This is a genomic window from Catenulispora sp. EB89 (assembly GCF_041261445.1).
Classification (GTDB): domain Bacteria; phylum Actinomycetota; class Actinomycetes; order Streptomycetales; family Catenulisporaceae; genus Catenulispora.
On record NZ_JBGCCU010000033.1, the window covers coordinates 1 to 13,988 of the forward strand.

Consider the following 13,988-nt stretch of genomic DNA (forward strand, 5'->3'; position numbering starts at 1 on the left):
GACCTCGCCGCCGTCGCCGCCCAACTCAACCGCCGACCCCGCAAAACCCTCGGCTGGGACACCCCCGCCGAACGCCTCGCTAAACTCCTGAACACAAATCAGTAGCCGCCGTTGCAACGACCACTGAAATCCGCCCCTCGAGGTGCCCGCCAAACGCGGCAGACGGCCGCCAGACCAAACGCGTGCGCAGTGACTCGGACCCATGCGCGGTCGTGGACACGAAAACCGCCAGCCGCCAGTGCATTGCCCCAGAGATCTGAACCAGCGCGTGGTCGTGCACGCGGAAACCGGCGGCCGCCAGCGCAACCTGCTGCGCTCAACCGAACTGCGTCCCCCCGCGAGGTCACCAAACCTTAGGCGAAGCCGTAAAAGGCCTCTAAAACCACAGCCCAACCGCATCCCGTGCAACGCACAGGACCCCTGCCCGACATCGACAACCACTCACAAAAGCCAGGGGCACCAAGTCACCGCACCAGAGATCGATCAGCGACAGCAGCAGCATCGGCACCGACACCGACACCGGCGACAGCAGCACCGACACCAGCGACAGCAGCATCGGCAGCGGCACCAGCGACACCGGCATCGGCATCGGCAACAGCGACACCGGCACCGACACCAGCAGCAACAGCAGCGGCGACCTCGGCGGCGGCCCGCACAAAACCCGCCACCGCCACCGACCGCGAATCCTGCGGCCAGGCGACCGCGAGCATCGCCGGCCGCAGGTCCTTCACCGGCAGGTACACAATGTCAGGGCGCGGATACCGCGCGGTGAGCGAGGCGGGGAAGAAGCACACCGTGCGGCCCAACTCGATGAGTCGGAAGATCTCCGGCAGGTCGGAGCCGCCGCTCCGCGAGCCCCCGCTCGCCCGCCCGAAGCTGTCGGAACCGGACTGCGACGTACCGTCGAAGCCGAGGCTACACACCTGCGCCGACACAGGCCCCTGATCCGCCGGCTCGCCGCCGGGCATCGAGCGTCCGGCCAGGTCGGCGAGGCAGACCTCCGAGTAGGCCGCCAGCGGGTCGGTCGCCGCGACGGCGAGCAGGAACGGCTCGCTCAGCAGCGGCTCGAAGTCCACGCCGCCGCCTCGGGCGTCGCCCGGGTCCAGTACCAGCGCGACGTCCGCGCGGCCGTCGCGCAGGGCCGCCACCTGCTCTCCGTACCGCCCGAGCACGAATGCGACCGGCTGCCCGGTCTCCTGCGCCGCGTACGCGTCCAGGATCCGCGGCAGCAGCCCGCCGTCGACGTCCGCCTTCAGCGCCACCCGCAGCTGCGGGCTCGCCTCCCCCGCGTGCTGCGCGCGCCGGCCCGCGGCGCTGACTGCGTCCAGCGCCGTCCGCGCGTCGCGCAGCAGCACCTCGCCGGACGGTGTCAGCTCCACCCGCCGCGTCGTGCGCTCCAGCAGCGACACGCCGAGTTGGCGCTCCAGCTCCCGGATCGCGCGCGACAGCGGCGGCTGCGCCATGCCCAGGCGCTCGGCCGCGCGCCCGAAGTTCAGCTCCTCCGCCACCGCGACGAAGTAGCGGAGCTGGCGCGTCTCCAGCTCATTCATACCTCCAGGGTATCAAAGGTGACCGAAGCGGTCCTTCAGCTCGGCGTGCGCCGCGGATTGACTGGGCGGTGGGGATCCGCCGGCATCGGGCGGACCGAACGAAACAGGAGACATCCATGCGTGCCATCGCAGTATCCGAAATCGGCGGCAAGCCCGCGCTCGTGGACCTGCCGGTGCCGAGCCCGGGTCCGGGGGAGATTCTGGTGCGGATGACCGCGGCCTCGCTGAACCCGGTCGACATGAGCGTCGCCGACGGCCTGTTGTCGCTGCCGACGACCCGGCCGCTCGTCCTGGGAACGGACGGCGTGGGCACCGTCGTCGAGGTCGGCGCGTCGGCGACCGGGTTCGCCCCGGGGGATGTCGTCCACGGCCAGTTCTTCGACGCCCCCCTTGGTCGCGGCACCTTCGCCGACTACGCGGTCATCGCCGGATCGCCGAGCCACGGAGCGCTGCGTCGTGTGCCGGACGGCCTGTCCGCCGAGGTCGCCGCCGCGCTGCCCACCGCGGGCATGACGGCCCTCGGCGTCGTCGAGTCGCTGGACCTGGGACCCGGACGATCGATCCTGATCGTGGGCGCCACGGGCGGCGTCGGGGTGTTCGCCGTACAACTGGCGGCGGCACGCGGAGCCGAGGTCATCGCCACGGCACGGGCCGACGCGGACGCGTGGATCCGCGGCCTCGGGGCGTCGCAGACCATCGACTACGCCACGCACGATGTCGCCGAGCTGGTGCGCAAGACCCATCCCGACGGCGTCGACGTGTTCCTGGACCTCACCCGCGACCGGGACCGCTTCGGCACGTACACCGCCGTGGTCCGCGATGGCGGCTTCGCGATCTCGGCGACCAACACGGCCTCCCCGGAGCTGCTCGCCTCCGAGCGGATCACCGTCATCAACTACATGATGCAGGACAAGCCGGGCCTGCTGGCCCGCATCGCCGACGAAGCCGTCGCCGGCCGGATCAGCGTGCCGGTCGAGCAGACCATCGCGCTGGACCAGGTCCCCGAATCCCTGGCCCGGTACGCGGTCGGCGGGGCGCGGGGCAAGACCGTCGTGCTGATCTGAGCGCGGCTCCGGCGCTCCCAGCGTTCCCGGCGTTCCCAGCGCTCCCGGCGCGCCTACTCCGACCAGTCGGAGTTCCTGATCACCTCGACGAAGTCCCCCCGCACGAAGCCGGGCACAAAGTGCTCCAGCACGTCCGCCTTCACATTGCCGAACGTGGTCTCCGGACGCTCGCGGATGCCTTCGGTGAAGGCGGCGAGGATCTGGTTCTTGAAGTCAGGCCGAGGATGCGCCGCCACCACCGCGGCCCGCTCCTCGTCGGAAACCGCGTGATAGCCGATGCCCAGGACGTCCAGCTCGACGCCCCGGGTGACCAGCGCGATCTCCGGCGCCATGTGGAGCGGGATCTCGGGGGTGGTGTGCAGGGCGATACCGGTCCAGACCCGGTCGGCCGGGTCGCCGGTGATGCCGTGCACGGCCAGGAAGCGGCGCGCCTCGTCGGCACCGTCGAGCTCGAAGCGCTGGTCGGTGCGGCGGTAGCGGGAGGTCAGGCCGAGGTCGTGGAACAGGGCGCCGATGTAGAGGAGTTCGGGGTCGAAGGTGAGGCCTTGCTCGCGGCCGCGAAGGGCGCCCCAGAGGTAGACGCGGCGGGAGTGGTGGAAGAGCAGGGGCGAGGCGGCGTCGCGCACGAGGTCGGTCGCTTCGCGAGCGAGGGTGCTGTCGGGGATCTGGATGCCGGCGATGGTTTCGACGGTCCTCGTTGTCTCGGTCATGGTTCCTCCATCAGTGGCTCTTTTGCTGTGCCTCCACAGTCGCTCGGGGACGTAGGCTGGGGCCATGTCCTTCCAGCCACATGAACCACAGATTCAGACATGACGACGCACCGCGTGGGCATCGTCGTGTTCGACGGAGTCACCATGCTCGACGTGAGCGGCCCCTCGGACGTGCTGCACCAGGCCGGCCGCGTCGCCGAGCCGTACGAGCTGGTGCTGGTCGCGGCACGCGGCGGGCAGGTCGCGACGTCCAACGGCCTGGCGCTGTCCGGCGCCGTGACCCCCGCCGACGCCGGCGCGCTGGACACCGTCGTCGTGGCCGGCGGCGACCGGCTCGCCGAGGAGCCGCTGGAGCGGGAGCTGCTGGACGCGGTCGCCGAGGTGGCCGCGCCCGCCGACCGCGTCGCCTCGGTCTGCACCGGCGCGTTCGTGCTGGCCGAGCTGGGCATGCTCGACGAGCGCCGGGCGACGACGCACTGGCGTCACGCCGGGCGGCTGGCGCGCCGGTATCCGCGCGTGCGGGTCGAGCCGGACGCGATCCACATCCGCGACGGCCGCTACGTCACCTCGGCGGGGATCAGCGCCGGCATCGACCTGACGCTCGCGCTGGTCGAGGAGGACCACGGCGCCGACGCGGCCCGGGCCGTGGCCCGCGAACTGGTCGTCTTCATGCAGCGCCCCGGCGGCCAGTCGCAGTTCTCGACCGCGCTGCAGACCCCGCCGCCGCACACGGACCTGCTGCGCGACCTGATCGCCGACGTCCTCGCCGACCCGGCCGCCGACCACACGCTGCCGACGATGGCCGCCCGCGCGGCGGTGAGCTCCCGGCACCTGACGCGCTTGTTCAACTCCGAGCTGAACACCACGCCGGCCCGCTGGCTGGAGAACGTGCGCCTGGACCGCGCGCGGCAGCTGCTGCTGTCCGGGCACAGCGTGACGACGGCCGCGCGTGCCAGCGGGCTCGGGAGCGACGAGACGCTGCGGCGGGTGTTCGCGAAGCACCTGGGGACGACGCCGAGCGAGTACCGGACGCGGTTCGCGACGACCGCGCGGGTGTCAGGGGACTGACGGGCGCGGGCCAGCTCGCAAACGAGCGCGGGCCGATCGGATCGCCCCTACGATCGCGCCCATGACGATCTCGCTGGAGGACCTGGCCGCACGCCTCGACCGCGTCGAATCCGAGCTGGCGCTGCACCGCCTGGCGCACGACTACTGCATCGGCGCCGACCACCGCGACCTGCCGCGCTGGGAGTCGGTGTGGACGTCCGACGCGGTGTGGGAGGCGGGCCCCGACCACGTGCTGACCGGCATCGACGCCATCCGCACCGCGGTGCGGGAGCAGTGGGAGACCTTCCCGGTGATGCAGCACGCCACCGCCAACCACACCGTCGAGGTCGCCGGCGCCACCGCGACCGGCCGCAGCGACCTGGTACTGCTGCTGCAACTGCCGGACCGGCGCTGGGTCGTCGGCGGCGGCACGTACGAGGACGAATACCGCCGCGAGGACGACGGCCGCTGGCGGATCGCGCGCCGACGGGTGCTGCGGCCCTTCGACCTGGCCCCGCTGGCCGCGAGCGATGGTGCGGGGCATGTCGAGGAGGACGGGACTTATGTCAGCGGGATGGAGATCGCTGAGGCGGAATCAGGGTCCTGACCGACGCCGGTACCGGCACCGGCACCGGCACCAGCACCGCGCACCGACACAGGCCCGGCTCGCCAGCTCGAGCGTCGCCCAGCTCCCCGCGCCGGCACCGATGCCGACCCGGGACCAGTTCCAGCGCCGACTCGGCCCTGCGCTCCAGCCTCGGCTCGCGCGCCAGCTCCAACTCCTGCTGCGGCACCGGCACCGCCACCAGCTCCGGCGCGCGCTCCGAGCCCGCGCCTCACCCCACCGGCGCCTCCCAATCGATCCGATACCGCTGCTCGGCCCCCATCACCTTGTCGAAGTTCATCATCCGGAAGAACAGCGGCATCATCACGTGCATCGCCTTCCGCCCCACCGGCCCCGGCGTCTTCGTCCGGTTCGTCCGGGCGCCGCGCTTCGTGATGCGCTCGACGCGTTCGCGGCGCAACGCCTCGTACGCCGCGAACGCCGCTGCCGGGTTCGGGATGTCGCGCAGGCAGCGTGCCAGTTGGAGCGCGCTCTCGATGGCCATCGAGGCCCCTTGCCCGGTGCTGTTCGAGGGCGCGTGGACCGCGTCGCCGACCAGGACCATGCGGTCGCTGTGCCAGTGCGGGACCGGCGGCATGATGTGGATGGCGCCGGTGACGTCGAGGTTGTCCGGGGTGGTGCGTTCGGCGAGCAGGCGGCCCGGGGCGTCGTCGCGGTAGGTCTCGCGCAGCTGGCGCAGCCACTGGTCGGCGGGGACGGCGCGCGCCTCGGTCAGCGACGTGTACTGCTTCGACGGCAGGTTCGCGCCCCACGTCAGGCGGCCGTCGGCCATCTTCCAGTACAGGTAGTAGGCGCGCTTGCCGAAGGCGAAGGTCATGACGCCCGGTTCGGTGTCGAGGTCGGCGGCCGCTTCCACGTAGCCCTGGAAGGCGAGCAGGCCGGTGTAGTCGGCGCCGGGGGCGGCCGGGTCGATGAGGGTTCGCACGGTCGAACGCACGCCGTCCGCGCCGATCAGCACGTCGGCGGTGGCGGTGCCGCCGTCGGCGAAGCGGGCCTCGACGCCGTCGGCCGTCTCGGCGGCGCCGGTCAGGCGCCGGCCGTACTCGAAGCGCACGCCGGCCTGCGCCGCGCGGTCGCGCAGCACGCGGTGCAGGTCGCCGCGGCCGACGATCTGCAGCGGCTCGACGCCGGCCAGGGCCGGCAGGGCGTGCGGCCGGCCGTCGATCGCCATCCGGGTGTGCGTCACCGGCGTGGCCACGGCGCGGACCGCGTCGGCGGCGCCGATGAGGTCGAGTGCGGCCATGCCGTTCGGGGCCAGCGCCAGGCCGCCGCCGATGCCTTCGCCGAGTTCGGGGTAGGCCTCGTAGACGGTGGCCTCGATGCCGGCCTTGCGCAGCGCGGTGGCCGTCACCGGGCCGGCGATGCCGCCGCCGATGACGATGGCGGTGCGGACGCCGGTCGGGCGCGATGAACTGGCAGTGTTTTGGGATGCAGCGTTCTGAGATGCAGTGTTCTGAGACGTGGACATGGGATCCCTCCGCGGTGCGTGATTGATCAGCCGCGCTGCGCGCAAAGGCGCGGCGGCTCCGACATCACGCCCGGGAGGCCCCCGTAAACTGGGGTTGGCACCTCGTGGCCGGGGTTCGCCCGTGCGGACGTCGGTCCGAGAGCAGGTCCCGGCGGCGGTGTTGGCGCATCGCCGCCGGGGCATATCGCGTGTTGCGTGTGGCGTATCGCGTGTGGCGTATCGCCTGGTGTCAGTCCTGTGGCTGGTCCAGACCCCTTTCCTGGAGTTCGAGCATCTCCGGCGGCAGCCCGGCCCCGTCGTGGAACGCCTGCCAGCCGTCGAGCCCCGGGAACGTCCCCGAGCTCAGCTCCGCCAGCAGCCCGCGCACCCACGCCGCCTCGGCCTCGACCATCGCCAGCGCGTACTCGTCCTCGACGAGGAACAGCCGCGGCACCGTCTGCAGCGTCCTGTCCAGCGCGGCCTTTCGCGCGCCGATCCCCTCCTCCAACGCCGCCAGCCGCGTCCGCAGCAGCTCGATCACCTCGGCCGGCGGCAGGATCATCTGCACCGACAGCCCGGCGGCGAACCGCGTGTGCTCGGGCTCGGGCGTGCTGATCAGCTCGCGGGTCCAGTCGGCTAGTTCGGCGCGTCCGGCGTCGGTGATCCGGTACACGGTCCGCTCCGGCCGCGCGCCCTGCCGGCTGGTGCCGACGACCTCCAGGAACCCGTGCTTGGCCAGGTTCTGGACGACGGTGTAGAGCGACCCCCACTTGACGTCCATCTGCTGGTCCTTGCCGTGCGCCCGGATCAGCGAGGCGATCTCGTACCGGTGCATCGACCGCTGGACGACGGTGGCCAGCACCGCGAGCGCGAGCAGGTTGTCGACCTTGCGTTTCGCGGCCACGGCCACCTCCCGGTTCCGACACTGCCGGCGGCATCCCCGAGATCCGCCGATTACTCGTCTACAAATATACGTCGACGAGTATTAGCGGGCAACCGCATCCTCCGACTAGCCGCGAGGCACCGCGACCGCGAAGCTGAAGGCAGCCGTCGAGCGCGACCGATGAGGAGACACGCACTGTGCGCCGTTCCGTCTACACCGAAGACCACGAGGCCTTCCGCCAGATGATCAGGGACTTCATCGCCGAGGAGGTGGTCCCGGTCTATCCCGAGTGGGAGAAGCAGGGGCACGCCCCGCGCGAGTTCTACTACAAGCTCGGCGAGCTCGGCCTGTTCGGCATCGAGGTGCCCGAGGAGTACGGCGGCGCCGGCGAGGCCAACGGCTTCAAGTACCAGGCCGTCACCACCGAGGAGCTGATGCGCGCCGGGGTGAGCTTCGGCGGCTCGTCGGTGCACACCGGGCTGGTGCTCCCGTATCTGCTGGAGTTCGCGAACGACGAGCAGAAGCAGCGCTGGCTGCCGGACTTCGTCTCCGGCGCGATGATGACCGCGATCGCGATGACCGAGCCGGGCACCGGCAGCGACCTGGCGGGCATCAAGACCACGGCGAAGCTGTCGGAGGACGGCACGCACTACGTGCTCAACGGCGCCAAGACCTTCATCACCGGCGGCGTGCTGGCCGACCGCGTCCTGGTGGTGGCGCGCACCTCGCCGTACGACCCGGACAACCGCCGCGCCGGCCTGTCGATCCTGGTCGTGGACACCAAGTCCCCGGGCTACGCGGTCGGCCGCAAGCTGGAGAAGATCGGCCTGCGCACCTCCGACACCGCCGAGCTGTCCTTCACCGACGTGAAGGTGCCGGTGGAGGACCTGCTCGGCGAGGAGGGCAAGGCGTTCTCCTACCTCACGCACAACCTGGTCCCCGAGCGGCTGGGCATCGCGGTGTCCGCGGTCGCCGCCGCCGACGCCGCGATCCAGTTCGCGCTCGCGTACACCAAGGAGCGCGAGGTGTTCGGCACGCCGGTGGCCTCGTTCCAGAACACGAAGTTCGTGCTCGCCGAGTGCACCGCCGAAGTGACCGCCGGGCAGGCGATGATCGACCGCGCCATGGACCTGTACGAGGCCGGGGAGCTGACGGTCGCCGACGCCGCCGGGGTGAAGCTGTTCACGACGGAGATGGCGAGCCGGGTCATCGACAAGTGCCTACAGCTGCACGGCGGATACGGCTACATGCTGGAGTTCCCCATCGCGAAGCTGTACGCCGACAACCGCGTGTACCGGATCTACGGCGGCACGAGCGAGGTCATGAAGTCGGTGGTCGCCAAGTCGCTCGGGCTGTAGCCGCTGGGAGCCGCCACACCGGGTTTCGCGGCTACCACACCAGGTTCAGCTCCTGGAGCGAGCCGTCACGCGGCACGACGCTGCGGCCCATCGTCCCGGTCTCCTGCGGCGCGAGTCGCAGGTTCGGCAGGCGCTCGGTGAGGACCCGCAGCGTCGCGCGCGCTTCCTCGCGGAACAGCTGCGCGCCGACGCACGCGTGCGGGCCGTGGCCGAACGACAGGTGCTTGGCGGCGGTGGCAGCGGTCGGACGGGTGATGTCGAAGGTGTCGGGCTGGTCGTGGATCCCCGCGTCGCGGTTCGCGGAGGCGAGCGCCACCAGCAGCGTCGCGCCGGCCGGGATCTCGACGCCGGCCAGCGTCACCGGGGCGGTGGTGATGCGGCGGACGCTCTGCATGGAGGTGTCGTAGCGCGTGGCCTCCTCGACGGCGGCGGGGATCAACTCAGGCTTCGCACACAGCAGCTCCCACTGCTCGCGGTGTCGCAGCAGATTGAGAACCATCGTGCCGAGCAGCGGGGTGGCGGTGATGAAGCCGGCGATGAACAGGTTCAGGACGTTCGAGGCGACTTCGTGGCGCTGGTCGAGGGTGAGCTCGGCGCCGTTTCCGGGCGCCAGAGCCGCGAGCAGCGTGCTGGACAAGTCATCGCGCGGCTCGGCGTGCCGCCGCCGGACGTGCGCGTCGATCATCGCCCGCATCTCGGCGAACTTCCGCGCGGCCTCGGCCTTCTGCCCGTCGCCGACCGGGAAGAAGTACATGACCAGCGCCTGCGTGGTGCCGTGCACCGCCTGCGCGACCTCCTCCGGCTCCAGCCCGATCAGCCGGCCGATCGTCTCGCTGGCCAGGACGGACGTGTAGCGGCTGACGAACTCGACATGGCCGTCCCCGGCGAAGCCGTCGACCAGCTCCGTCGCCCGCTCCTCGATGAACGGCACCACCTGCTGCACCCGCGCCGGCGTGAGCCCCGCGAGCAACGGCGCACGGTAGCGCCGGTGCGCGGCGCCGTCGGAGTTCACCACGACCGGCCGGCCGCCGATGCTGTCGGCCAGCTCGGCCCGCGCCGCCGGCGGCAGCATCTCGTCGCGCGGCAGGGTGTTGGCCGAGGAGAACTCGTCGGCGCGCCGCAGCACCTCCAGCACGTCGTCGTGCCGGGCCACCACCCACGCGCCGACCGCCGGGACGAAAGCCGGGCCCGCGCTCTGGCGGCCCTGGGCGAAGGCGGCGTACGGGTCCTGAAACCAGATCTCTGATTCGGTCATGGTTCGAGTCAACCGCAGCACGCGGCACAGGCCAACGGGTACCGCACGGGCCGGAGGCCCAATGCTGCCGTGGCCGACCGTCAGTGGATTGATTCGGGGCCGCGGGCAGAGGCCAGCGGCGCCGGGAGCGGGCCACTGTCGAGCATCGCGGCCAGACTCTGCGTCATACCGGTGCCGAAGTCGCCGGTGATCTGCAGACGGCCGTCGGCGATGGGCTGCTTGATCACCAGCGCCGCACAGACGAATCCGTCCACGGTGACCGCGACCTGCCGCCCGGAGCCGGCCAGCGTGATCGTCAGCGTCCTGAGCCGGGCCGCGCCCTCGCTGGTGAGCTGGATGTCCAGCTGATCAGTGCCCTGCGGACTGACGGACGCGCCTGCCGAGGCGACAGAAGTCCGGTCCAGCACGCTGGCGTCCAGCGCGTACTCCCGCGAATCGTCCCACTGGCAGGCGGCGATCTGCTCGCTCGGCTGCTCGACCAGCAGCTCGGAGCAGTCCAGCGTCTCGTACCAGTGCCAGAGGTCCGCCGACATGCCCTGCGGCGCGGGTCCGCCGGGCCGCGGGGCGGAAGTCATGGCCAGCACCGGCCGCAGTCCGAGGACTCCGGTATCCGCCAGCAGCACCAGTTGCTGGGTGTTCACGGTCAGGCCCTGCAGGACGACGTCGTGACCGTCCGGACTGAGGCTGGCCGTGGCGTTCTTCAGCTGCTCGAACGCGATCCGCCGCCTGATGACCGCCAGCTCCTGGCTCTGTGTTTCCGACGTCGTTCCGGACGTCATGAACGCGAAGGAGACCGATTCTCTCGGAGGCGGCGTGGGAGAGAAGGTCACGGTGGCGGGGTGATCGACGTGAATCGGTGGGACTTGACCTGGCGAACCGGCCCCGTCGCACCCCCCGACAGCAACCGCCAGCCCCGCCCCGACAACCGCCGCGACCGCCTGAACCCACCGCCCGAACGCAGACATGATCTGCCCCCATAAGACCGATTCCGCACCCTCTGTACGAAGGCTGACACGGCGGCGGAGGCTGGGGAACCTCCGCCGCCGCGGTCTTATGCGATCGGTATCGAAGCTAGTTCAGGGCGTAATGCTGGAAGTACAGGAAGATGGACTTCCAGCCGGAGCCGACGTTCAGGATGTGCAGCTGGCCGCCGGAGGGCCCGAGGTCCAGGGCCACCAGGCCCTCGACTTCGTCGTTGGGCTGGACGTCCTGGGTGAACTGCTCGGTGGTGGCGCCGGTGGTGGGGTCGATCGTCCAGACCGACTTGTTGCCCGCGATGTCGGCCGAGGCCCAGAGCTGGCCGCGCCACACCTTTGCGCCCTGGATGCGGCTCAGCGGCTGCGACAGTTTCACGGTGCGCAGGACTGGCAGGGCCGCGCCGGCCGGGAGGGTGAGCAGGTCGTGGAGGCTGTAGACGACCAGGTGGTCGCTGCCGTCGGCGGTGCTCTGGTTCCACGGCGCGGTGTAGACCAGGCCGGCCGCGGCGTCGACGGCCACCCACGGGACGCCGCCGGGCATCAGGTTCAGCGGCAGCTGCACGTACCGGCCGGTGTAGCTCAGGTTCGAGGCGTTGAACAGCGCCAGCAGCGGGTGCTGGTAGGCGCTGCCGTCCTCGATGCCGGTGATGACGTAGCCGCCGTAGTAGTCGTTGTCGCCGATGTGGTTGGAGCCGTACTGCGAGGAGAGCTGGGAGGGGATGGCCGTCGCGTTGGACGTGACGTCGTTGATGCCGTTGACGGTGGCCTTGTCCAGGGAGTACGTGCCGGAGAAGTAGTAGTAGGTGCCGTCGGTCGAGACGCCCTGGCCGCGCTCCAGCGCGGTCACCAGCGTCCAGGTCTGGTAGCCCGGCAGCCGGGTCCAGCCCGATGCCGAGGCGGAGGCCAGGGGGAACAGGGCGAGCAGCGCGGCGATCACGGCGGCGCGCCACGACCACGAACGGTGCTTCATGAGGCAGGTGTCCTTTCTCAGGGGACAGAGAGGGTGTCCAACAGCTGTCACGACGCCGGCGGCTCGGTGCACGGCGCACCGCCGCAGACGTCGATGACCACACCGGTGGTGAGGAACACGGCTTTCTGCAGCCGTACCGCCGGCGAGTTTCGGGGATCCTCGTGCGGATCGTGGCCGTATTGGGGGCCGGTCGGCGCGGTGTTCGTCGGCGGCGCCGGGGGCGTGCCGCTGTCCCAGACCACCATCGCCGAGCCCTGATAACCGGGGCGGCGGATCGGGCTGATGCCCCAGTACGGGACGGTGTCGGGCGACCGGCCGGGCGCTGCTGCCGGGACGTGCAGGCGGGCGCCGATGGTGCGGGCCTCGACGTCGGCCGCGACGTTCGCCACCTGGTGGTCGCCGAACGCGACGTCCATGAGGACCTGGTGGTGGTCGGTGAGGTGTTGGGCGTAGCCGTCGGTCTCGGCGTGGTCCCAGAGCAGTTGCATCAGCTGGAAGACCACTTGCTGCTGGAGTTTGTCGGGGTAGCCCGCGTCGAGCGCCGGTTGCAGGGCGGTGAAGTCGACGGAGCGGTTCAGCAGGAGGCTGTAGTTCATCGCGGTGACGCCGAGGACGCCGCGCTTCACGTCCGGCGAGACCGCGACGAGGACGCCGCCGAGGATACCGCCCTGGCTGTTGCCGTCGTAGACGACGCCAGCGTGGGGGTCGAGGAGGGGGCGGCCGTCGGGGGTCTGGAAGGCCGGGGAGGTGGCGAAGCCGTCGGCGGCCGGGTCGGGGGCGGGGCCGGGGGCGGCGTCGGGGGCCGGGTCGGGGCCGGCGAGGTCGCGGCCGAGGAACAGGGCGTTCAGCACACCTTGCTGCGTGCGCTCGGTGACTTCGGGGAACGCGCTGAGGTTCGCCAGCGCGGACACGACAGTGTTCTGATCCCCCGCCGCCATACCGATCCAGTCCGTCGCGCAGAAGGTGAAGTCGTGCTCGCCGGCCATGGCCCGGACGTTGGCGGCGCCGACCTCGTCGCGGCTGCCGAGCAGGCCGTGGCCGTAGAGCGCGGCTTGCGACGGCTTCGTGAACGCCGCGCGGGGGATCTCGCAGCGGAAGTCGGCGGTCTGGGTGTTGCCGGGGAGTTGCGCGGGACGGCCGTCGGGTGCGCGGTGGAAGACCGAGCCGGTCGGGCCGCCGGGCTGGGACAGGTAGCTCGGGAGCTGGATCGTGCCTTCGACGACGCGGGCTATGTTCGGGTCCTGAGCCGGGGTCGGGTCGGTCACGGACGTGACGGTGAACGCCGGCGCGGCCGAGCCGAGGCGGGCGAAGGCGTCGTCGCGGATCGAGGTCAGGTCGCCGGTCAGGCTCACGGTGCTGGCGACGGTGAAGTCCCAGGCGAGGTAGAGGTCTGAGGTGCGGATGCCGTTACCGCGCAACGCTTTGAGCGCCGGTTGGAGTTCGCGCTGGCGCTCGCGCAGCGGATCGCGGCGCGGCAGATGGCCGAGGATGCGTGCGAACGGCGCGGGTGCCGGGATCGGGGCGCCGGTCGCGGTTCGCAGGTTCCTGATACCGACGACGTAGTGGTGGCCGTCGAGGAAGTCGCGCGCGGGGTGCACGAGCAGGGCGCGGTGCTGCAGGTCGTTGGCGTCGAGCTCGGCCCAGTAGGGCCAGCGGGCGCCGGTGGTCGCGTCGAGGATGACGATCGGCGCGTCCGGGGCGAGGGAGCGGCCGATGTCGGTGACCGGCGCGAGGCCGCTGGCGGCCGGATCGAGGCCGGGGACGGTGAGGACCAGCGCCGAGCCCGGAGAGAAGCCGTCGAGGCGGTTCCAGGCGGTCGGGTCGGCGGAGCCTGCAAGAGCGCTGGCCGGCAGGTCGGAGGCGGAGAAATCGATGCGCCGGCCGGTCGGGGTGGAGGGGTCGGGGCGGGTGTACCAGTCGTCGGGGAACGGCAGGAGGCAGGCGGGGCCGGCGATCGGGTCGCAGCCGGTGTGGGCCGGCGAGGGTGCCGAGGGCGGTGGTACCTGCGCGTCGTCAGCGTCCGCCGGCGAGGTGAGACCGGCGACAAGAGCGGCGGCGAGCGCCAGGCCCGCCGCCGACCTCAGCAAAGAACGTGCACGCAT

The 13,988-nt window shown here is 71.4% G+C and carries 12 protein-coding genes; 4 read left to right on the forward strand and 8 right to left on the reverse strand.

The genetic code is table 11. The annotated features are described in order from the left end of the window. Positions 1 to 464: 464 nt before the first annotated feature. A complete protein-coding gene (locus ABH920_RS43395; protein ID WP_370355175.1) occupies positions 465 to 1,550 on the reverse strand; it encodes a LysR family transcriptional regulator in 1,086 nt (361 codons plus the stop codon). A gap of 116 nt (positions 1,551 to 1,666) precedes the next feature. Here ABH920_RS43395 and ABH920_RS43400 point away from each other — a divergent pair, with 116 nt between their 5' ends. Continuing rightward, positions 1,667 to 2,614 (forward strand): NADP-dependent oxidoreductase, encoded by a 948-nt coding sequence (locus ABH920_RS43400; RefSeq protein ID WP_370355176.1) that lies wholly within the window; start codon positions 1,667 to 1,669, stop codon positions 2,612 to 2,614. A 53-nt stretch (positions 2,615 to 2,667) separates the two neighbouring features. Here ABH920_RS43400 and ABH920_RS43405 read toward each other — a convergent pair whose 3' ends face one another. Next, a complete protein-coding gene (locus tag ABH920_RS43405) occupies positions 2,668 to 3,324 on the reverse strand; it encodes an HD domain-containing protein (protein WP_370355177.1) in 657 nt (218 codons plus the stop codon). Between the two features lie 99 nt (positions 3,325 to 3,423). On the opposite strand from ABH920_RS43405, the gene ABH920_RS43410 reads away from it, so the two are divergent. Together ABH920_RS43410 and ABH920_RS43415 are read left to right on the forward strand one after the other, a co-directional pair. Continuing rightward, positions 3,424 to 4,392, forward strand: coding sequence for a GlxA family transcriptional regulator (locus tag ABH920_RS43410; RefSeq protein ID WP_370355178.1), 969 nt, complete (start codon positions 3,424 to 3,426; stop codon positions 4,390 to 4,392). Between the two features lie 61 nt (positions 4,393 to 4,453). Beyond that, positions 4,454 to 4,978 carry a nuclear transport factor 2 family protein gene (locus ABH920_RS43415; RefSeq protein WP_370355179.1) on the forward strand — a complete coding sequence of 175 codons (525 nt, stop codon included), beginning with the start codon at positions 4,454 to 4,456 and terminating at the stop codon, positions 4,976 to 4,978. Positions 4,979 to 5,207: 229 nt separating this feature from the next. Here ABH920_RS43415 and ABH920_RS43420 read toward each other — a convergent pair whose 3' ends face one another. Together ABH920_RS43420 and ABH920_RS43425 are read right to left on the reverse strand one after the other, a co-directional pair. Further along, entirely contained in the window at positions 5,208 to 6,464 is a 1,257-nt protein-coding gene (locus ABH920_RS43420) for an FAD-dependent oxidoreductase (RefSeq protein ID WP_370355180.1), read from the reverse strand. A gap of 229 nt (positions 6,465 to 6,693) precedes the next feature. Next, positions 6,694 to 7,347 carry a PadR family transcriptional regulator gene (locus ABH920_RS43425; protein ID WP_370355181.1) on the reverse strand — a complete coding sequence of 218 codons (654 nt, stop codon included), beginning with the start codon at positions 7,345 to 7,347 and terminating at the stop codon, positions 6,694 to 6,696. A 176-nt stretch (positions 7,348 to 7,523) separates the two neighbouring features. Between ABH920_RS43425 and ABH920_RS43430 the strand changes: the two genes are divergently transcribed. Beyond that, positions 7,524 to 8,684 carry an acyl-CoA dehydrogenase family protein gene (locus ABH920_RS43430; protein WP_370355182.1) on the forward strand — a complete coding sequence of 387 codons (1,161 nt, stop codon included), beginning with the start codon at positions 7,524 to 7,526 and terminating at the stop codon, positions 8,682 to 8,684. A 31-nt stretch (positions 8,685 to 8,715) separates the two neighbouring features. Here ABH920_RS43430 and ABH920_RS43435 read toward each other — a convergent pair whose 3' ends face one another. From ABH920_RS43435 to ABH920_RS43450, 4 genes are all read right to left on the reverse strand, one after another. Beyond that, positions 8,716 to 9,939: a cytochrome P450 gene (locus ABH920_RS43435; RefSeq protein ID WP_370355183.1), complete on the reverse strand. Its 1,224-nt coding sequence runs from the start codon at positions 9,937 to 9,939 to the stop codon at positions 8,716 to 8,718. Positions 9,940 to 10,019: 80 nt separating this feature from the next. After that, positions 10,020 to 10,718, reverse strand: coding sequence for a hypothetical protein (locus ABH920_RS43440; protein WP_370355184.1), 699 nt, complete (start codon positions 10,716 to 10,718; stop codon positions 10,020 to 10,022). A 292-nt stretch (positions 10,719 to 11,010) separates the two neighbouring features. Beyond that, positions 11,011 to 11,886, reverse strand: coding sequence for a hypothetical protein (locus tag ABH920_RS43445; RefSeq protein WP_370355185.1), 876 nt, complete (start codon positions 11,884 to 11,886; stop codon positions 11,011 to 11,013). A 47-nt stretch (positions 11,887 to 11,933) separates the two neighbouring features. Beyond that, positions 11,934 to 13,988 (reverse strand): hypothetical protein, encoded by a 2,055-nt coding sequence (locus ABH920_RS43450; protein ID WP_370355186.1) that lies wholly within the window; start codon positions 13,986 to 13,988, stop codon positions 11,934 to 11,936.